Annotated in this window: 14 protein-coding genes; 5 read left to right on the forward strand and 9 right to left on the reverse strand. The window is 73.5% G+C overall.

All coding sequences use genetic code 11. From position 1 onward, the window contains the following. Positions 1 to 5 precede the first annotated feature (5 nt). The 8 genes from E8D34_RS18905 to E8D34_RS18940 all read right to left on the reverse strand — a co-directional run bounded on the left by E8D34_RS18905 (position 6) and on the right by E8D34_RS18940 (position 9,454). Positions 6 to 1,208 (reverse strand): SRPBCC family protein, encoded by a 1,203-nt coding sequence (locus E8D34_RS18905; protein WP_136596218.1) that lies wholly within the window; start codon positions 1,206 to 1,208, stop codon positions 6 to 8. Between the two features lie 28 nt (positions 1,209 to 1,236). Then, entirely contained in the window at positions 1,237 to 2,385 is a 1,149-nt protein-coding gene (solA, locus tag E8D34_RS18910) for an N-methyl-L-tryptophan oxidase (RefSeq protein WP_168929536.1), read from the reverse strand. After that, entirely contained in the window at positions 2,378 to 3,532 is a 1,155-nt protein-coding gene (locus tag E8D34_RS18915; protein ID WP_206056802.1) for an aromatic ring-hydroxylating dioxygenase subunit alpha, read from the reverse strand. Before E8D34_RS18915 ends, solA begins: the two co-directional genes overlap by 8 nt. Next, positions 3,529 to 4,557 (reverse strand): ABC transporter ATP-binding protein, encoded by a 1,029-nt coding sequence (locus E8D34_RS18920; RefSeq protein ID WP_136596220.1) that lies wholly within the window; start codon positions 4,555 to 4,557, stop codon positions 3,529 to 3,531. Before E8D34_RS18920 ends, E8D34_RS18915 begins: the two co-directional genes overlap by 4 nt. Further along, positions 4,554 to 5,522, reverse strand: coding sequence for an ABC transporter ATP-binding protein (locus E8D34_RS18925; RefSeq protein WP_136596221.1), 969 nt, complete (start codon positions 5,520 to 5,522; stop codon positions 4,554 to 4,556). Before E8D34_RS18925 ends, E8D34_RS18920 begins: the two co-directional genes overlap by 4 nt. Further along, the gene (locus E8D34_RS18930; protein WP_136596222.1) at positions 5,519 to 6,451 is read right to left on the reverse strand and encodes an ABC transporter permease; all 933 of its coding nucleotides are present in this window, start codon (positions 6,449 to 6,451) and stop codon (positions 5,519 to 5,521) included. The genes E8D34_RS18925 and E8D34_RS18930 overlap by 4 nt, the downstream gene beginning before the upstream one ends. Continuing rightward, positions 6,448 to 7,497: an ABC transporter permease gene (locus E8D34_RS18935; RefSeq protein WP_136596223.1), complete on the reverse strand. Its 1,050-nt coding sequence runs from the start codon at positions 7,495 to 7,497 to the stop codon at positions 6,448 to 6,450. Before E8D34_RS18935 ends, E8D34_RS18930 begins: the two co-directional genes overlap by 4 nt. A gap of 61 nt (positions 7,498 to 7,558) precedes the next feature. Next, complete coding sequence (locus E8D34_RS18940; protein WP_168929537.1) at positions 7,559 to 9,454, reverse strand: ABC transporter substrate-binding protein; 1,896 nt, start codon at positions 9,452 to 9,454, stop codon at positions 7,559 to 7,561. Positions 9,455 to 9,705: 251 nt separating this feature from the next. Between E8D34_RS18940 and E8D34_RS18945 the strand changes: the two genes are divergently transcribed. The 3 genes from E8D34_RS18945 (at position 9,706) to E8D34_RS18955 (ending at position 14,619) form a co-directional block, all read left to right on the forward strand. Beyond that, entirely contained in the window at positions 9,706 to 11,775 is a 2,070-nt protein-coding gene (locus E8D34_RS18945) for a prolyl oligopeptidase family serine peptidase (RefSeq protein ID WP_136596225.1), read from the forward strand. Next, entirely contained in the window at positions 11,772 to 13,178 is a 1,407-nt protein-coding gene (locus tag E8D34_RS18950) for a M20/M25/M40 family metallo-hydrolase (protein ID WP_136596226.1), read from the forward strand. The genes E8D34_RS18945 and E8D34_RS18950 overlap by 4 nt, the downstream gene beginning before the upstream one ends. Positions 13,179 to 13,245: 67 nt before the next feature. After that, complete coding sequence (locus E8D34_RS18955; protein WP_136596227.1) at positions 13,246 to 14,619, forward strand: aspartate aminotransferase family protein; 1,374 nt, start codon at positions 13,246 to 13,248, stop codon at positions 14,617 to 14,619. Positions 14,620 to 14,703: 84 nt separating this feature from the next. Here E8D34_RS18955 and E8D34_RS18960 read toward each other — a convergent pair whose 3' ends face one another. Then, positions 14,704 to 16,368 (reverse strand): FAD-dependent oxidoreductase, encoded by a 1,665-nt coding sequence (locus tag E8D34_RS18960; RefSeq protein WP_206056803.1) that lies wholly within the window; start codon positions 16,366 to 16,368, stop codon positions 14,704 to 14,706. A gap of 37 nt (positions 16,369 to 16,405) precedes the next feature. Here E8D34_RS18960 and E8D34_RS18965 point away from each other — a divergent pair, with 37 nt between their 5' ends. Together E8D34_RS18965 and E8D34_RS18970 are read left to right on the forward strand one after the other, a co-directional pair. Next, the gene (locus E8D34_RS18965; RefSeq protein ID WP_136596229.1) at positions 16,406 to 17,257 is read left to right on the forward strand and encodes an aldo/keto reductase; all 852 of its coding nucleotides are present in this window, start codon (positions 16,406 to 16,408) and stop codon (positions 17,255 to 17,257) included. 66 nt (positions 17,258 to 17,323) lie between these two features. Beyond that, complete coding sequence (locus E8D34_RS18970; protein ID WP_136596230.1) at positions 17,324 to 19,462, forward strand: ATP-binding protein; 2,139 nt, start codon at positions 17,324 to 17,326, stop codon at positions 19,460 to 19,462. Positions 19,463 to 19,515 lie beyond the last annotated feature (53 nt).

Consider the following 19,515-nt stretch of genomic DNA (forward strand, 5'->3'; position numbering starts at 1 on the left):
GCCGGCTACTCGCGGCTGAACGCGACGTCGTGCACGGACTCCCCGACGTAGGCACGCGACACCAGCGCCACGAAGTACTCCACCGCGTTCTCGCTCGGCGAGAACGGGCCGGGCGCGTAGTGGGGCGACTCCAGGCCGCGCTGCACGGACTCGCAGGCGGCCCAGTCCTGGCGGTTGGTGAGGTCCCAGAACTCCACGGCGAAGGCGGGGTCGGGCACCGATCCGTCGGGGCCGGGCCGCAGGTACCACGAGCACTCGATCCAGGTACGCCCCGGCGCGAGCGGCACCAGCCGGTGGGTCATCACGTAGTCGGGGTGCGCCGAGACGAGCAGGTTCGGCAGGAGGTGCACGTACTCCACGGTGGTCGGCGGGACGCCCGGGATCGGGTGGCCGCCGGAGTCGCCGGTCAGTGACATCGTCGCCATCCCGTCGCGCAGGTCCATCGAGCCGCCGACCCAGGCGCCGGGGAGGTCGTAGTTCTCCCCCGACATCGGCGGGGAGACCTGGCAGAGCTCCGGGTGGATCAGCGGGCAGTGGTAGCACTCGTGGTAGTTCTCCGCGACGATCTTCCAGTTCGCGGCGATCTCGTAGGTGTGCCGATCGGCCAGCCGCAGCGCGCCCGGGCCGTAGGGCTCCACGATCCCGGACAGGGCGCCGCGCCAGTCCTCGAAGGGCACCAGACCGGGGTCGCCGAGCGGGTGCAGGGCGTGGCCGAAGACCCACCCCGCCCAGACCGCGACCGGCAGCTCCACCAGCGCGTACGACGCCGCGTCGAAGCCCGGCTCGTCGCGGTAGCCCGGTGCGGCCTGCAGGTCGCCGGCGAGGTCGAAGGACCAGGCGTGGTAGGGGCAGAGCACCGAGCGGCGCGCCGAGGCCTCGCCGTCCGGAAGCAGCTCGTGGGCGCGGTGCCGGCAGGTGTTGGCGAACATCCGCACGTCGCCCGCCGCCCCGTCGGCGGAGGGCTCGCGGGTGAGCAGCGCGGAGACGTCGCCGACCATCACCGCCCGCTGCGTGGCCGGCCGGCCGTCGTCCAGGTCGGTGGGCAGCAGCTCCTCGAGGCGCCCCAGGCAGGTCCAGCCGCCGGCGAAGAGGTGGCGCCGCTCCCAGGCCAGGACCTCCGCCGACGTGTATGCCGCGGCCGGGAGCATCGCGGGGACGGCGCCGCCGCGCGCCCGCACCTCGGCCTGCAGCCGCTCCAGGTCCCCCATGGCGCTCTCCCTCCTCGGACCAGCCTGCTCAGACCAGCCAGTGTGCCGCGTAGGTCGGGTCGGTGAGGGCCGGTCGGTCCAGCGCGAACGTCGGCGACGCGGCCTTCCCCGGGTCCACGACCAGCTCGGCCAGCAGCCGCCCGAACGTCGGCGCGAACTTGAACCCGTGGCCCGCGCCGAGGCCGACCACCAGGGACGGGTGGCCCGGCACCCGGTCGATCACGAAGTCGCGGTCGGGGGTGAGCGTGTACTGGCAGCGCAGCGACCGCACCGGCCGCCCGGAGCCGGGCAGCGTCCGGGCCACGTGGCCGGCGAGCAGGTCCAGCATCGCCTCGTCCGGCTCGGTGCCCCGGGCGTCGGGGTCCACCGCCGGGCCGCCGCAGTCCTGGGCCGCCTTGATCGTCGGCTCCCCGTAGCAGGGGAAGCCGTAGAAGGACGGCTCGTCCATCCAGATCCACAGCGGCATCCGGTCCGGCGCGAACTCCTCGGGCCGCTCGGGCGCGAAGTACGTCGCCTGCTCGAGCGTGACGGTCAACGGCAGCTCGTGGCCGAGCGGCGCCAGCAGCCGGTTGGTCCAGGCGTCGGCGCAGAGCACCACCGCACCGCACTCCACGGTGCTGCCGTCGGCCAGGGTGACCGACGTGCCGGTGACCGCGGTGACCGAGGCCCGGTCGCGCAGCACGGCGCCGTGACGGCCGGCCAGCTCCTGCATGGCCGCGGTGCCGGGTCCGGCGGGCACGATCGCGCCCCGCTCCTGGAAGAGCCCGACCGTCCCCTCCGGCAGGCGGAACTGCGGCCACCGTGCCTCGATCTCCTCGACGGAGAGCAGCTCGAACGGCACACCGACCTCGGTCAGGGCGTCGGTGTAGTCGATCATCGGGATCGCCGGGTCGGTCGGGAACAGGTCGAGGCCGCCGACCACGGTGACCAGGTCGCGGCCGGCCGCGGCGGAGAGGTCCGCCCAGTCGGCGTACGCCTCCTGGGTCAGCCGCACGTACTCGGCGGTGTGGTAGCTGTGCCGCAGGATCCGGCTGGTGTCGTGGCTGGCGCCCCGCGCATGGCCCAGCTCGAACTGCTCCAGCCCGAGCACCGAGAGGCCGCGCCGGGCCAGCTGCCAGGCGGCCGCGGAGCCGAGGGCTCCGAGGCCGACCACCACCGCGTCGTAGCGCTCACTCACCACTGTCCCCCTCGGGTGCGAGCCGCGGCAGCAGCCAGCGGCGGATGTCGGCGGAGTCGTCCTCCATCGGCGCGAACCACCCGTGCGTGTAGGACCGCGAGGACATGCCGCGCTGCACGGACTCGCAGATCGCCCAGTCCTGCCGGTTGACCAGGTCCCACAGGTCGCCGGCGTCGGACGGGTCGAACCCCGGGTCCGCGACGGCGTCCGGGTGGAAGAGCAGCAGGCACTCGATGCGGGTCCGGTCCACCGACTGCGGCGCCAGCACGAACGCGGCGACGTGGTCGGCCGAGGCCGACAGCATCAGGTTGGGGTGCACCAGCTCGCCCTTGTGGCGTACCCGCTCGTCCTCGTCGAGCCCGGGCAGCGGCGCCCGGTCGGTGGTGCCGGACGTCGTGAACGTCCAGGCGCCCTCGCGGTGCGGCACCCCGCTGTCCCAGTCGATGCCACCGCCGCCACCGCCGAAGGCGGGCACCAGCCGGGTCAGCTCGGGGTGCACCGGTCCGCAGTGGTAGCACTCGTTGTAGTTCTCGGTGACGACCTTGTAGTTGGCCGCCACCTCGTAGGTGAACCGCAGCCCGGTGACCAGCTCGCCCATCCGGTAGTTCGCCAGCGTCCGGGCCGGCCGCGCCATCGCCGCGGCCAGCGGAGTGGCCGGTGTGCCCAGATGCACGAAGACGAAGCCCGCCCAGTCGTCGACGGCGATCGCGGTGAGCGAGAACGCCGGCAGGTCGGCGTCGACCAGGTCGGCGTGCGGCGCCTTGAGCAGCGAGCCGTCCAGACCGTAGGTCCAGGAATGGTAGGGGCAGCGCAGCGAGCCCGCGGCGGCGCAGACCGTCGGCGCGCCGGGCGACGAGGCGACCAGCTGGGCGCCGCGGTGCCGGCAGACGTTGTACGCCGCGTGCAGCGCGCCGTGCTCGTCGCAGGTGAGGAGCACCGACTCCCCCACCACGTCCACCACCGCGAGCCGGCGGGGCTCGTGCAGGCCGAGGTCGTCACGGCGGCCCACGCAGAGCCACTCGCCGAAGAGCACGCGCTCGCGCTCGACCGCGAACGCTGCCGGGTCGACGTACAGCTCGCGCGGCAACGCGGCCTGCAGCCCGCCGGGCCCGGTCTGCTGATCGGGACCGGTCGGGCCGTCGGTCACGACGACACCTTCTGCCGGGCCGCGACCAGGTGGCAGGCGCAGCCGCCGCTGGCCGGGAGCACCGGCAGCGGCGTGCGGCGGCAGTCCGCGTCGACCCCGGCCGCCGCGGCAGCGCCGGAGGCGAGCTCGGGGCAGCGCGGGTGGAACCGGCACCCGGCCGGGATCCGGGTCGGGTCGGGGATCTCGCCCTGCAGCACCACCGGGGAGACCCGGTCGGTCTCGGGCACCACCGAGAGCAGCGCCTTGGTGTAGGGGTGCTGCGGGTTGGTCAGCACCTCCTCGGTCGGGCCGGCGTCGACGATCCGGCCGAGGTACATCACCGCCGTGCGGTCCGCGATGTTCCAGGCCAGGCCGAGGTCGTGGGTGACCACCAGGACTCCCAGGCCCAGCTCCGCCCGGAGCTTGAGCAGCAGCGCGAGCACCTCGCCGCGGATGGAGGCGTCCAGGCTCGAGACCGGCTCGTCGGCGATCAGCAGCTCGGGCTGCAGCGCCAGCGCCCCGGCGATGAGCACCCGCTGCCGCTGGCCGCCCGACAGCTCGTGCGGGTAGCGCAGGTACAGCCGCTCCGGCGGCCGGAGGCCGGCGGCCGAGAGCGCGTCGGCCACCATCTGCTCCTCGGTCCGGTCCGCGCCGCGGGCCAGGCCGTGCAGCCGGATCCCCTCGGCCACCGAGTCGTAGACGGTGTGCCGCGGGTTGAGGGCGCCGGCCGGGTCCTGCAGCACCATCTGCACCCGGCGGCGCAGCGCCTTGAGCTCGCGGCCGCGGCGCCCCATCGGCGCGCCGTCGACCAGCACCTCTCCCCCGGTCGGCGGCTGGAGCCCGGCGAGCGTCCGGGCCAGGGTGGTCTTGCCCGAGCCGGACTCGCCGACCAGCGCCACGATCTCGCCGCTGCGCACCGAGAGGTCGACGCCGTCCAGCGCGGCGGCGACCGCGCCGCCGCGGGAGGTGAAGGAGACCGCGACGTCGCGTGCCTCCAGGCTCAGCCCGCCCCCCGGGCCGTGTCCCGTGCTCGTCGGCTCGCTCATGACTCTCCCACCCGGATGCAGGCCGCCGACCGGTCCGGCCGCTTCAGCTCGAGGACCGGCTCGGCGTGCGTGCAGGCGTCCGTGGCGCGCGGGCAGCGCGGCGCGAAGGAGCACCCGGGCGGCAGCGCCCGCAGGTCCGGAGGATCGCCCGCCAGGCCGGCGGGCGCGTAGCGGGCGGCGGGGTCGCCGACCCGCGGGAACGAGGCGCCCAGCGCCGCGGCGTAGGGGTGCAGCGGGTCGGTGAAGACCTGGCCCGCCGGGCCCTGCTCGACCACGCGCCCGGCGTACATGACCGCGATCCGGTCGCTGACCTCGGCCAGCACCGCCAGGTCGTGGCTGATGAAGATCATCCCGAGGCCGGCCTCGCGGACCAGCGTGGTCAGCACGTCGAGCACCTGGGCCTGGACCATCACGTCCAGCGCGGTGGTCGGCTCGTCGGCGATCACCAGGTCGGGGCGGCAGGCCAGCGCCATCGCGATCATCACCCGCTGCCGCTGCCCGCCGGAGAGCTGGTGGGGGTAGGCCCTGGCCCGACCCGCCGGCAGGCCCACCTGCTCGAGCAGGTCGGCGACCCGGCGGTCGACCTCGGCGTCCCCGACGCCCGGCTCGTGCAGCCGGATCGGCTCCGCGATCTGCTGACCGATCCGCCGCACGGCGTTGAGCGAGTGCAGCGCGCCCTGGAAGACGATCGAGGCGCCCGCCCAGCGCAGCGCCCGCAGGTCGCCCCAGCGCATCGTGACGACGTCCTCGCCGTCCACCAGCACCCTGCCGTCGAGGGTCGCGCTGGCCGGCTGCAGCCGCAGGATCGTGCTGGCCAGGGTCGACTTGCCGCAGCCCGACTCCCCCGCGATGCCCAGCACCTCGCCGCGGTCGACGCTCAGCGAGACACCGCGGACGGCCGGGACCGGCCCCTCCTGGGTGGCGTAGGTGACCGAGAGGTCCTCGATCCGCAGCAGGTCGCTCATCGCTTCCTCAGCTTGGGGTTCAGGACGGCCTCGAGGGCCTGTCCGACCAGGGTGAACGACAGCACCACCAGCACCACGCAGACACCCGGCGGCACGAAGAACCACCACGAGCCCGTCGTGATCGCGCCGACGCTGTAGGCGTCGTCGAGCATCGAGCCCCAGGAGACCCGGGTCGGGTCGCCCAGGCCGAGGAAGCTCAGCGTGGTCTCCGACAGGATCGCCACGGCGACGCAGAGCGTCGTGTTCGCGAACACCAGCGGTACGACGTTCGGCAGGACGTGGCGGCGCAGCAGGTGGCCGTGCCCGGCGCCGAGCGCGCGAGAGCGCTCCAGGTAGGCGCGCTCCTTGATCGAGAGCACCTGGCTGCGGATCAGCAGCGCGGTGCCGGCCCAGGAGGTCACCCCGATCACGATCACGATGTTGAGCAGCGAGCGGCCGAGCACCGTGGCCAGCACGATCGCCAGCGGCAGGAACGGGATGGCCAGGAACCACTCGGTGATCCGGAACAGGGCCGCCCCGACGAAGCCGCCGAAGTAGCCGGAGGTCAGCCCGACCACCGTGCCGATCAGCATCGAGATCAGCGTCGCCATCAGGCCGACGAAGAGCGAGATCCGCGCGCCCCAGATCAGCAGGGTGAGCACCGAGCGGCCGTTGTCGTCGGTGCCGAGCCAGAACTCCGATGACGGCGGCTCCAGCACCCCACCGGTGGCCCGGGTGACCTCGAGCCCGGACTGGTCCGCGAGCAGCGGCGCGCCGAGCGCGATCAGCACGAACAGGCCGAGCACGACCAGGCCGACCAGGCCGCCGCGGTTGCCGCGGAACTCGCGCCAGCCGCTGGCCCACGCCGCCCGGCGGCGCCGGCGTACCAGCTGGCGGGAGGTGAGGGCGGGCGTCGCGTCCACGGCTGCTCCGTCCGGTGCCGCGCTCATGTGCGCACCCGCGGGTCGAGCCAGCCGTAGATCAGGTTGGCGCCGAGGTTGGCCAGGATCACGCCCGCGGAGGCGAGCAGGAAGACGCCCTGCAGCAGCCAGTAGTCCGGCACCGCCAGGGCGTCGGTGGTGAGCAGGCCCAGGCCGGGGATCGAGAAGATCGTCTCGACCGTGATCGCGCCGGCGACCACGAAGCCGAAGTTCAGCGCGACCACCGTGGTGGTCGGCAGCAGCGCGTTCGGCACCGCGTGCCGGCCGCGGACCTGGACGTCGCGCAGGCCCTTGGCCCGGGCGGTGGTCAGGTAGTCCGAGCCCGCCTCGTCGACGAGCGAGCCACGCATGATCAGCGCGTAGTCGGCCAGGTAGGCCAGTGTCAGCGTGAGCACCGGCAGCGCCAGGTGCCAGATCGTGTCCAGCACCCCGCTCAGCGTGCCCGGGTCGGCGTCGACCGAGTGCAGACCGCCGGTCGGGAACAGCCCCGGCAGCGGCCCGACCCCGACCGAGAGGGCCGCGATCAGGATCAGGCCCAGCCACCACTCCGGCATCGAGTAGAGCGTCAGCGAGGTGCCGGTGGAGAGCCGGTCGAACGTCGAGCCGCGCGCCCAACCGGAGCGGATCCCGAGCCACACCCCGATCGTCGCCGCGAGGACCGTCGCGGAGCCGACCAGCAGCAGCGTGGGCCACAGTCGGTCGAGCAGGATCTCCGAGACGTCGCGGTGGTAGAGGATCGAGTACCCGAGGTCGCCCTGGGCGAGGTTCTTCAGGAACGTCCAGAACTGCGACAGCATCGGCTCGTCCAGCCCGTAGGTGGCGTTGAACTCCGCGAGCTGCTCCGGGGTCGAGAGCCGACCACGGCCCAACGTGCGGGCCGGGTCGCCGGGCAGCACCCGGAACAGGAAGAAGTTGACCACCAGCATGAAGGCCAGGCTCCCCAGCGAGCCGAGCACCTTGGCGCCGGCGTACCGGCCATAGCCACCGCGCCCGCGGCGGCGCCCCGACCCCGCCTCCGCCGAGAGGGCGGCGGGGTCGGCTGCGACTGCACTCATCGTCGACTCACCCGAGACTCATCGTCGTTCGGTCGGCTCGCTCGTCCATTCGCTCACCGGCTCACTCACGGTCGCCCGCGGTGCCGCGGCGACGCAGGGCGAACACCGCACCCAGGCCGACAACCGCGAGGCCGGCCACGCCGATGCCGACCATGGTCCCGGTGCCGACACCGTCGTCCGCGGCCGACGAGGTGGCCTCGGTGGCGTCGGTGACGCCCCCGCAGTCACCGGCATCCGCGGCCGGGCGCATGTTCAGGTAGTTGTAGACGCCGTACTGGAACAGCCACACGCCGCCGGGGTTGGGCTGCTGCACGAGGCAGGCGAACCGGTCGGAGCGGAACGCCTCGCCGACGGTGTTGTAGGCGGTGACCAGGTAGGGCGAGTCCTCGAAGACGATCTGCTGCATCTGCTTCACGAGCTCGACACGGGCGTCGTGGTCGGTCTCAGTGAGCTGCTGCTCGTAGAGCGCGTCGTACTCGTCGCTGCAGTACCAGGAGTCCGACCAGTTGCCGCGCTGGTCGCACGTCATGTAGCTGAGCATCGAGGTCGGGTCGGGCTCGACGTACCAGCCCCACTGGAAGGCGTCGAAGTCACCGTCGAGGATCACGTTGGTGAGCTTGCTCGACTCCATGCTGGTGACCTCGGCGTCGATGCCGATGTCGCCCAGCCACTCCTTGAAGAAGTTCATGGTGTCCAGCGAGGTCGGCGACTCCGAGCGCGCGAAGAGGCGCAGGGTGCCGATCGGCGAGCCGTCGGGCATCGTCCGCAGGCCGTCGTCGCCCTCCGTGTAGCCGGCCTCGTCGAGCAGCTGGCCCGCCCTCTCCGGGTCGTAGGAGAAGGCGTCGTCGCCCTCGGGCGCCCAGTGGTACTCGTACGCCGGCGGCACGATCGTGGAGCCCGGGAGTCCGGCGCCCTGGTAGACCTTCTCGATCAGCTGGTCGTTGTCGATCGCGTAGCCGAGAGCGTGCCGGAAGGCGGGGTCGAGCAGCGCGGGGTTGCCGTCGCCGATCGGCTCGCCCGAGTCGAGGTCGACGGAGCCGACGTTGAAGGCGATCTCGTCGAAGCCCGGTGAGTCCCCGTCCTGGGCGGTGATGCCGTCGACGCCCTCGAGGGCCCGGACCTGCAGCGCGCTGATGCCGTCGGCGAAGTCGACCTCGCCCTTCTTCAGCGCCTGCACGAGCGGGTCCTCCGACTTGTAGACGCGGAAGACGACCCCGTCGAGGTGCGACGCGCCCTTCCAGTAGTCGGGGTTGGCCTCGAACTTGACCGTCGAGCCGCCGGCGCTGCCCTCGACCAGCCGGAAGGGGCCGGAGCCGACGACCGGCTGCCCGCCCTCGGGCTCGTTCTTGTAGGCCTTGACGTCCTGCTTGCCCTCGACGTCCTTCCAGACGTGCTCGGGGATGATCGGGATCGGCAGCAGCGGGAGACTGGAGCTCGGCTTCTCGAGCTCCAGCACCAGCGTCGCGTCGTCGGGAGCGGTGATCGAGGAGACGTTGGCCAGGTAGGAGCCCCACGTCGACGCCTCCGGGCCACCGTCGAGCACCCGGTTGTAGGTGTAGGCGACGTCCTCCGCCGTCAGCGGCTCGCCGTCGGACCAGCTGGCCTCGTCGGTGATGTCGAAGGTCCAGGTGAGCCCGTCCTCGGAGGTCTCCCACGAGGTGGCGAGCCCGGGCTCGACCGACATGTCCTCCATCGAGTACGAGATCAGGTAGTCGTACATCAGGGCCCACATCTCGAACGACGTGATCTCGATGCCGAGGAAGGGGTTGAACGAGTCGACCTCGTTGAGCACGCCGACCGTGAGGGTCACGTCGTCGTCCGCGGCGGCGTGGGCGGCACCGGACGGCGCGACCGCCATGGCCGGTGCCAGCAGGCCGACGCCGAGCGCCGCTGCGGCCAGGCCTCTGGTGAGCCGCGACCTCCGCGGATGCTGGCCGGTGACTGTTGCTGTGCCCATGTGCGCTCCCCTGCTCTGGACGGTGGACGTGCTTCGAGGACTTCTCGCGACTGGCGACAGGCGCCTCGGCGTTGGGGCGCTCCGTCTGTCCATGTCCTACTACAACGTGCGACGAATTTGACCCTTCGATCCGAAATTCGCGTCGGAATCTTTATGGAGGAAACAGTTTGGAAACCGATTCCTCCGTGAAATCTCCGTTTCGGCACGAAATCGGCATTCCACGTCCGGGTCCGGGAGGTTAGGTTGCCGGGGTGACACAGGTTTCCCCTCCGCGGGCGGTCCGTCGCCCGTTCGAGCACCGCGAGCACGACGTCCCCCGTGCCGACCCGTACCACTGGATGGCGGCCGGGGGCGCCGAGCTGGTCACCCACCTCGAGGCCGAGCGGGACTACTACGACGCGGCGACCGCGCCGCTGCGCGAGCGGGTCGAGGAGCTCGCCGAGGAGATGGTCGCCCGGGTGCCGGCCACCGAGGCCTCCCCGTGGTGGGCTCGGACCCGGTACCGGTACTCCCTGGTCACCCCGCCCGGCGGCGAGTACGCCGACCTGGTCCGTCGACCGCTGGGCGCCGCGACCGACGCCGCAGCGGAGACCGTGCTGGACGTCTGCGGCCTGGCCGACGGTTCCGACTACTTCGAGCTCGGCCTCACCCTGGTCAGCCCGGACGAGCACCTGCTGGCCTACTCCGTGGACACCGAGGGCGACGAGGTCTACGAGCTGCGCTTCCGCGACCTGCGCACCGGAGCCGACCTGGACGAGGTCGTGCCCCGCAGCTACTACGGCGGGGCCTGGAGCGCCGACGCGACCACCTTCTTCTACACCGTCCACGACGAGGCCTACCGTCCCCACCAGGTCTGGCGGCACCGTCTCGGCACCCCGGCCGGCGAGGACGTCCTGGTGGTCGCCGAGCCCGATGAGCGGTTCGCGCTGACCGTTCGCGGCTCCCGCAGCGGACAGCTCGTGCTGATCCGCAGCGAGAGCCGCGACACCGGCGAGGAGTGGGCGATCGACGCCGCCGCGCCCGAGGCACCGCCGCGGACCGTGGGCGCACGGCGCCCCGGGATCGTCTACCGCAGCGAGCACCTCCGCGACGGCCCTCTGCTGGTGGTCACGAATGACGGCGCGACCGAGTTCCGGCTGGTCGCCGCGCCGGTGCCGCGCGACGCCGACCAGGACCACACCGTGTGGAAGGAGGTGCGCGCGGAGGACCCCGCCGAGCGGCTGGAGCGCGTCGACGCCTTCGCCACCCACGCGGTGCTGAGCCTGCGCGCCGACGCCGAGCACCGCCTGCGCGTCGTCCCCCTCGACGACCTGGCCGCCGCCGGCACCGTGGTGCGCAGCGCGTTCGACGGCGGTGCGGTCCGGCTGGCCCGCACGACGTCGTACGACGTCGGGGCGGTCGTGGTGGCCGACCAGGCGCACGTCGCGCCGCCGGTGTGGAGCGACCTGACCCTCGCCGACGGCACCCTGCGCGAGGTGCTGCGCGCGGAGGCCCCCGGCCACGAGCCGGGGCGCTACCGCACCGAGCGGATCACCGTGCCCTCGACGGACGGCACCCCGGTGCCGGTGACGCTGGTGCGCCACCGCGACACGCCCCTGGACGGCACCGCGCCGCTGCTGCTCTACGGCTACGGCTCCTACGAATACACCTTCGAGCCCGACTGGGACCCCGCGCTGCCCAGTCTGCTGGACCGCGGCGTCGTCTTCGCCCACGCCCACGTGCGCGGCGGCGGCGAGGGCGGGCGCCGCTGGTGGCTGGACGGCCGCCTGGAGCACAAGCAGCACACCTTCACCGACTTCGTCGCGGTCGCGGACGGGCTGGCCGGCACCTACGTGGACGGGGACCGGATCGCCTCCCGCGGGCTCTCGGCCGGCGGCCTGCTGCAGGGCGCCGTCTTCAGCCAGCGGCCCGACCGGTGGCGGGCGGTGGTCGCCGAGGTGCCGTTCGTGGACGTGGTCACCACGATGCTCGACGCCTCCATCCCGCTGACCGTCAACGAGTGGGACGAGTGGGGCGACCCGCGACGGCGCGCCGACTTCGACTGGATGCTGGCCTACTCCCCCTACGACAACCCGCCCCCGGCCGGCGGTCGCCCCGACCTGCTGGCGACCGGCGCGCTGCACGACCCGCGGGTGATGGTCCACGAGCCGGCCAAGTGGGTCGCGCTGCTGCGCGAGACCGATCCTGAGTGGGCGCCGCGCTGCCTGTTCCGCGTGGAGACCGGCGCCGGCTCGCACACCGGCCCCTCGGGACGCTTCGGGCACCTGGGCTACGAGGCGGAGGTCTACGCCTGGGTGCTGGACCGGCTGGGCGTGGCATGACCAGCCCCGCCGTGCCGCAGACGTCCCCGGAGGCGCTGCACCGCGAGGTGCTCGAGGTCGCCCGTGCGCTCATCCGGTTCGACACCTCCAACGCACCGGAGTCCGCGCTCGGCCGCCCGCCGGGCGAGGAGACCCCGGCCGCGGAGTACCTGCGCGACTACCTCGCCGCGGCCGGTGTCGACTGCGAGCTCGTCGCGCGTGACCCGCGCCGGGCCAACCTGGTCGCCCGGATCCCGGGCACCGGTGCCGCCGGCGCGGATGGGCAGCCGGCGCCGTCGCTGGCCTTCGTCGGCCACCTCGACGTGGTGCCCGCCGACGCGCGGGACTGGACCCACCCGCCGTTCGCCGCCGTCGTGGACGAGGCGGGCTGGCTGTGGGGCCGCGGGGCGATCGACATGAAGAACGAGGTCGCCGCCCGCGCGGTGGCACTGGCCGAGCTGGCGCGCACCGGCTTCCGGCCGCGCGCCGACCTGTGGTTCATCGCCGTCGCCGACGAGGAGGACGGCATGTACGACGTCGGGATGCGCTGGCTGCTCGAGGCGCGCCCCGACATCCGGCCCGACCTGGCGATCAACGAGGGCGGCGGGGAGCGACTCCCGCTGGCCGACGGGCGGGTCGTGCAGACCGTCGGGATCGGCGAGAAGGGCACCTACCCGGTGCGGGTGGTGGCGCACGGCGAGGCCGGCCACGCCTCCACCCCCGACGTCGGCAACAACGCCGTCCCGATCCTCGGCGAGCTGCTGCGCCGCGTCGGCCGCGGCATGCCCACCCACGTGCCCTCGCCGCTGGTCGACAGGATCCTCGCCGAGCTCCTCGGCGAGCCGTTCAGCGACCTCGACGGCGGGTTCGACGGTGGGTTCGACGAGGCCGTCGCGCGGGCGGCCCGGCTGCACCCGGTGCTGGCGCACACCCTGCCCGCGCTGGCCGGGACGACCATGGCGCCGACGCTGCTCGCCGGCTCCGGCAAGCGCAACGTGATGCCGGCCCGCGCCTCGGTCGAGCTCGACTGCCGGATCCTGCCCGGCACCAGCGCCGCCGACGTCGAGCGCGCGGTGCGGGCCCGCCTGGGCGACGACCTCCCCTACGACCTGGAGTGGCCCGAGCACCTCGTCGCCGGCAGCGCCTCGACCCCGGACTCCGACCTGATGGCGGCGATGGCGCGCGTGCTCTCCGCCTCCGGCGACGACGCGACGCTGCTGCCGATGCTGGGCACCGGGTTCACCGACTCGGTCTACCTGCGCGAGGCGGGCACGCCGACGGCGTACGGGTTCAGCCCGTTCCGAGCGACCTCCGCCGAGGTGATCACGGCCGGCTTCCACAACGCCGACGAGCGGGTCCACATCGACGACCTCGCGCTCGCGGTCGACTTCCACCTGGCGCTCGCCCGGGAGCTCCTCGGCTGACCCGCTACCCGGCACCCACGACCCCGCGCCGGTGACCACCGGCCACACCGCACTCGCAGGAGGAACCATGAGCATCACCATCGACCCGGCACGGATCGCCGAGCTGACCGCGCGCGAGTCCGCCCGGCTGAACGAGCGCACCTCGGGCTCGCGCGACCTGTACGAGCGCGCCCGGGTCCACCTGTCCGGCGGCGTCGCGTCGTCGTACCAGCTGCGGGACCCGTGGCCGATCTACCTGGAGAAGGGCTCGGGCCCGCTGGTCTGGGACGTCGACGGCAACCAGATGTGGGACTTCCACAACGGGTTCGGCTCGATGGTCCAGGGCCACGCGCACCCGGCGATCGGCGCGGCCATCGCCCGGCGCTACCCCGAGGGCACGCACTTCGCCTGCCCGACCGAGGACGACGTCTGGGTCGCCGACGAGCTCGCCCGGCGCTGGGGCCTGCCCAAGTGGCGCTACACGAACTCCGGCTCCGAGGCGACGATGGACGCCATCCGGATCGCGCGCGCCTTCACCGGCCGCGACACCGTCATGAAGATCTTCGGCTCCTACCACGGCCACCACGACGGCGTGATGGTCTCGATCGGCGTCGACTACGACCGGATCGGCGACCGCGAGAACCTGGAGTCGCTCGCGTACGGCGCGGGCATCCCGCAGTCGGTGGTCGACATGACCGTCGCGGTGCCGTTCAACGACGCCGGCGCCATGGAGCGCCGGATCGAGCGGCTGACCGCCGAGGGCCGCAAGCCGGCCTGCGTGATCATGGAGGCCGCGATGATGAACCTCGGCGTCGTGCTCCCCGAGCCCGGCTACCTCGAGTCCGTCCGCGAGATCACCCTCCGGCACGGCATCGTGCTGATCTTCGACGAGGTCAAGACCGGACTGTGCATCGCGCCCGGCGGCGCGGTGGAGAAGTTCGGCGTCATGCCCGACATGGTCACCCTCGCCAAGGCGCTCGGCGGCGGCCTGCCGACCGGCGCCATCGGCGGCTCCGAGGAGGTGATGTCGGTGGTGGAGGACGGCTCGGTCTACCAGGTCGGCACCTACAACGGGAACCCGCTGACGATGGCCGCGGCGCGCGCCTCGCTGGAGGAGGTCCTCACCGCCGATGCCTACGCCCACCTCGACCGCCTCAACGACCGGATCGTCGGCGGCTGCCAGTCGGTGATCGACAAGTACGACCTGCCCGGCTACGCCCTCGGCATCGGCTCCAAGGGCTGCGTGACCTTCGCGCCGGTGAAGGTCACCGACTACGAGTCGTTCAAGGCCCACCAGAACGGTCCCCTGGCCGACCTGGCCTGGCTGTTCAACCTCAACCGGGGCATCTTCATGACGCCGGGCCGCGAGGAGGAGTGGACGCTCTCGGTCACCCACACCGAGGAGTCCGTCGACGCCTACGTCGCCGTGTTCGACGAGCTGGCGGGCGAGCTGACCGCCTGAGGGTCGGCGAGAACGCGCGGTCGTGTGCCCCGGAGACCGGTGGGCCGGTGTCTGGGGCACACGACGCGACCCGGCGCGCCCGGCTCAGGTGGTCGCCGAGGCCAGGTAGGCGTGCACCAGTGGCACCACCGACGCTCCCTCGCCGCTGGCCGACGCGACCCGCTTCATCGATCCCGACCGCACGTCGCCCGCGGCGAAGACGCCGGGCACGGTGGTGGCCAGGTTCTCCGGCGGTAGCCCCTCGACCCAGTGCTCCTTCGGCACGTCGCGACCGGTGAGCACGAAGCCCCGGTCGTCCCGGGCGATCTCCGGCGGGATCCAGTCGCAGTGCGGCTCCGCACCGAGCAGCAGGAAGAGCCCGGAGGCCCCCACCCGCTCGACGTCCCCGGTCCGGACGTCCTCCAGCGCGAGCCACTCCAGCCGCCCGTCCCCGCCGCCGTCGACCACCCGGCAGCACGTCCGCACCGAGATCCGGGAGTTGTACTCGATCTCGCCGACCAGGTACGACGACATCGTCTCGGCCAGTCCCTCCCGGCGCACCAGGATGGTCACCGAGCGCGCGAACCGGGCCAGGTGCACGGCCGCCTGGCCGGCCGAGTTGCCCCCGCCGACGACGTACACGTCCTGGCCCTCCAGCTCCCGCGCCGCGGTCATCGCCGCGCCGTAGTAGACACCGGACCCGACCAGGGCCTCCACCGGCTCCACGCGCAGCTTGCGGTAGGCCACCCCGCTGGCGATCACCACCGACCGGGCCCGCACCTCACCGGTGTCGGTGCACAGCACGTGCGGGACGCCGTCGGCGCCGGGCCGGAGCTCGTCGACGACCTGGCCGGAGTAGAAGCTGGCCCCGAACCGGACCGCCTGGTTGCGCGCCCGCTGGGCCAGGCGCATCCCGGAGATGCCGCGCGGGAAGCCCAGGTAGTTGCGGATCATCGAGCTGGTCCCCGCCTGCCCGCCGATCGCCTCGGCCTCGAGGATCACGGTGGAGAGTCCCTCGGAGGACGCGTAGACGGCGGCCGCCAGCCCCGCCGGTCCCCCGCCGACGATCGCCACGTCGACCACCTTGTCCACGTCGATCGCGGTCGGCGCGCCGTACATGCTGATCGCCACGTCGCGCACGCTGGCCGGCTGGATCACGTCGCCGCGGATGGTCGAGACCAGGGGGAACGCCACCGGTCCGTCCCACCGGTCCAGCACGTACTGGCCGGCGTCGCTCTCGGGCTCCCACACCCGGCTCGGCATCCCCATCCGGTCCAGGAAGTCACGGATCGCCAGCGTCAGCCCGTCGCGGCGGGGCGAGATGATCTTGACCGCGACCACCTCCGGGTCGGGGACCGTGGAGCCCCAGTCCGAGAGCAGGTCGGTGATGGCGTGGTGGAACTCCTCGTCGCGGACCCCGCGCGGCATCAGCAGGTAGGCGTCGTACTTCCCCTTGGCCATCGCGGCCCGCAGCGGCGGACCGTCGGTGAGGAAGCGGTCGATGTGGGCAGCGATCAGCCGGCGCGCGGTCGGCACCTTCTCCCGCAGCTTGTGGAAGCAGTGCAGCACGTCCGCATCCGGCAGCACGGACTCGGCGGCGTAGAGCGCGACCGTGCCGCCGGATCCGAGGATCTCGTGGGTGACCTCCAGCGCCTCGGCGCAGGAGCGGGCGAGGCGGACGTCGTACTCGGCGACGTAGCGGCCGAACCCGGACTGCATGTCGTCGGCGTGGTCGGGCGCGATGAGGACGATCGCGGGAGCGGTGGGCACGCCCCCAGCGTAGGAGGCGCACCCTACGGTGGGGAGCATGAGCGAGAACCCCGCCGAGCTGCCCCGGGTAGCCCTGAACGACGGCACGTCGCTGCCCGCGATCGGCTTCGGCACCTACCCGCTGACCGGCGACGAGGGCGAGGCCGCGATCCGCAGCGCGCTGGAGGTCGGCTACCGCCTGCTCGACACCGCCGTGAACTACGGGAACGAGGAGGAGGTCGGCCGCGCGCTCCGCGCCTCCGGCGTACCGCGCGACGAGGTCTGGCTGACCAGCAAGATCCCCGGCCGCCACCACGGGTACGACGACGCGATCGCCTCGACCAAGGACTCCCTGCGGCGGCTCGGCGTGGACCACCTCGACCTGCACCTGATCCACTGGCCCAACCCCAGCGTCGACCGCTACGTCGAGGCGTGGCGAGCGCTGGTCGACCTGCGTGAGCAGGGACTGGTGCGGTCGATCGGCGTCTCCAACTTCTCCGAGGCCCACCTGGACCGGATCATCGCCGAGACCGGGGTGAAGCCGGCGGTCAACCAGATCGAGCTGCACCCCTACTTCCCGCAGGTCCGGATGCGCGCCGTCAACGACGCCCGCGGGATCCGCACCGAGTCGTGGAGCCCGATGGGCAAGCGGCGGGCGCCGTTCGCCGAGCCCGCCGTCGCCGACGCAGCCCGGGCGCACGGGGTGACTCCCGGCCAGGTGATCCTGCGCTGGCAGCTCCAGATCGGGTCGCTGCCCATCCCGAAGTCGGCGACGCCGTCACGGCAGCGGGAGAACCTCGACGTGTTCGGGTTCGAGCTGACCACCGCGGAGGTCCAGGCGATCACCGCCCTCGGCCGCACCGACGGGCGGCTCTTCGGGGGCGACCCGGAGACGCACGAGGAGATGTGATCCCGGCGGTCCATCGGGCCCGCACCACGGTGGACGACTCCCGTCACCCGGGATCAGGATGAGCCCATGGTCCCGACCCACGCCTCCCGTGTGCGCGCCGCGCGCCGCGAGGCGTTCGTCGGCAGGGAGGCGGAGCTGGCGTCGATCTGCGGCTCCCTCGACCGGGAGGACGCGCCCGCGGTGGTCTACGTCCACGGGCCCGGCGGGGTCGGCAAGTCGACGCTGCTGACCGCCCTGGCGGACCGGCTGAGCGACCGGGGCCGGGAGAGCCTGCGCGTGGACGGCCAGGACGTCGAGCCCTCCCCCGCCGCGCTGGCGGCCGCGCTCGCGGCGCTGCGGGACGCCCCCGGCGCACAGGTCGCCGACCTGTGCCCGCCGGGCGGGGTGGTGCTGCTGGACCGGTTCGAGCTGCTCGCCGGTGTGGAGCGCTGGCTGTGGCGCGACCTGCTGCCGGCGATGCCCGGCGACAGCGTCCTGGTGGTGGCCGGACGCAACCCGCCGCCGGAGGAGTGGCGGTCGGATCCGGTCTGGTCCGCGCTCGCGCTCGAGGTGCCGCTGCGCAACCTCACCGCGCCGGACGCCGCGGCCCTGCTGCGGGCCCGCGGGGTCACCGACGAGCCGCTGGTCGAGGACCTGGTGCGGGCGACCTGTGGTCACCCGCTGGCGCTGGTGATCGCCGCCGACCAGGCGCTGGCGGCGCCGGCCGCGGGGGCGCCGACACCGGGCGGTCCGTTGTTCGCGCACCCCGACTCCGCGGCCCGGCTCCTGGGTCGGTTCATCGACGACACGGTCACCGCCGAGCAGCGCAGGGCGTTGCACGTGTGCGGACACGCCCGCCGGGTCGACCGGGCGCTCCTGCGCGAGGTGCTCGACCTGGACGAGGAGGCCGCCGACGCGCTGCTGAGCTGGTTGCGCGAGCGGCCGTACGCCGAGTCGCACCCGGACGGGATGACGGTCCACGACGTGGTGCGCGACGCCCTCGACCACGACCTCCGGTGGCGCGACCGGGAGGCCTTCGCCGACCTCCACCGGCGGATCCGCACGGTGATCCTGCACCGCATCGAGCACGGCACCGCGGCCGAGGCGCACCGGGCGGCGAACGACCTGCTCTTCCTGCACCGGGGCAACCCGACAGCGACCGCGCTGTACGCCTTCGCCGACCTCGGTTCGCTGGTCCCGCGCCAGGTGACGCCGGAGACCCACCACCTCGCGGTGGACGCCTTCGCCCGCAGCGAGGGCCCGACCCGCGCCGCCGCGGCCGCCCACTGGCTGGCCGCCCAGCCCGGCGCCGGGCACCTGGTGGAGGACGCCCGCGGAGCGCTGCGCGGCGCCCTCGTGCACCCGGTGCTGTCCGAGGCGAGCGAGGAGGAGCGCGCCGCCGACCCGGTCGCGGCGTTCGCTTGGGAGGCGATCTCACGGCGCCGGCCGCCCGAGCCCCGCGAGGTGGTCTTCCACTGGGCGATCGCCGACGTGGTCTCGCCCGACAGGCTCGGGGGCTTCTCCGACGTGGTCGCCGCGGTCTCCCTGCGCGGCTGGACGGTGCCGCGGTTGGGCTGGGTGCTCGTCTCCTCGCTGTGGCACCGGACGTGGGCCCCGATCTGGACCTACATCGGGTTCGAGCCGCTGGGCGAGGTCGACGTCGTCGGCCCGGCCGGGGAGCCGCGGACGGTCGGGGTCTGGGCTCGCGACTTCGCACGGAGCGACTACTCGGACTGGCTGGAGGGCATGGCGGCCCGCGAGATCGACGAGCACGGCACGGTGCCGCCGCCCCGGGCGGCGCCCGTCGCGCTGGCCCGGGAGGACTTCGACGCCGCGGTGCGCGCGGCGCTCCGAGACCTGACCCGCCCCGATCGGCTGCACGCCAGCCCGTTGCTCGACTCGCGCCTGTGCCGGGCCGACGACAGGGACGGGCCCGAGCCCGCCGCCCTGGTGGCGAGCGTCCGGCGCGCCGTCGAGCAGATGGGTTCCGATCCCCGCACCGCCGTCGCCGCCCGCGCGCTCGACCGCACCTACCTCCGCCCGGCCGCCACCCAGGAGCGGGCCGCGGAGGTTCTCGGGCTGCCCTTCAGCACCTACCGCCGCCACCTGCGCGCCGGTGCGGAGCGACTGTGCGACGTCCTCTGGTCCTGGGAGCTGCACGGCCCGCCCGCCGCGGAGGGGTCGCCCGGCGGACCGGCGCAGGGACAGGAACCGGACAGCACCTGACCTGGTGGATGAGCAGTTCCCGGCCGGACGGTGGGCCTCCCATCCACCCAGTC

The sequence above is a fragment of the Nocardioides sp. GY 10113 genome (assembly GCF_004919105.1).
GTDB lineage: Bacteria > Actinomycetota > Actinomycetes > Propionibacteriales > Nocardioidaceae > Nocardioides.

Coding starts and splice junctions, on each gene's coding strand:
- E8D34_RS18905 (WP_136596218.1), bottom strand. CDS start 1,208: ATGGGGGACCTGGAGCGGCTGCAGGCCGAGGTGCGGGCGCGCGGCGGC.
- E8D34_RS18920 (WP_136596220.1), bottom strand. CDS start 4,557: ATGAGCGAGCCGACGAGCACGGGACACGGCCCGGGGGGCGGGCTGAGC.
- E8D34_RS18925 (WP_136596221.1), bottom strand. CDS start 5,522: ATGAGCGACCTGCTGCGGATCGAGGACCTCTCGGTCACCTACGCCACC.
- E8D34_RS18930 (WP_136596222.1), bottom strand. CDS start 6,451: ATGAGCGCGGCACCGGACGGAGCAGCCGTGGACGCGACGCCCGCCCTC.
- E8D34_RS18935 (WP_136596223.1), bottom strand. CDS start 7,497: ATGAGTGCAGTCGCAGCCGACCCCGCCGCCCTCTCGGCGGAGGCGGGG.
- E8D34_RS18940 (WP_168929537.1), bottom strand. CDS start 9,454: ATGGGCACAGCAACAGTCACCGGCCAGCATCCGCGGAGGTCGCGGCTC.
- E8D34_RS18950 (WP_136596226.1), top strand. CDS start 11,772: ATGACCAGCCCCGCCGTGCCGCAGACGTCCCCGGAGGCGCTGCACCGC.
- E8D34_RS18955 (WP_136596227.1), top strand. CDS start 13,246: ATGAGCATCACCATCGACCCGGCACGGATCGCCGAGCTGACCGCGCGC.
- E8D34_RS18965 (WP_136596229.1), top strand. CDS start 16,406: ATGAGCGAGAACCCCGCCGAGCTGCCCCGGGTAGCCCTGAACGACGGC.
- E8D34_RS18970 (WP_136596230.1), top strand. CDS start 17,324: ATGGTCCCGACCCACGCCTCCCGTGTGCGCGCCGCGCGCCGCGAGGCG.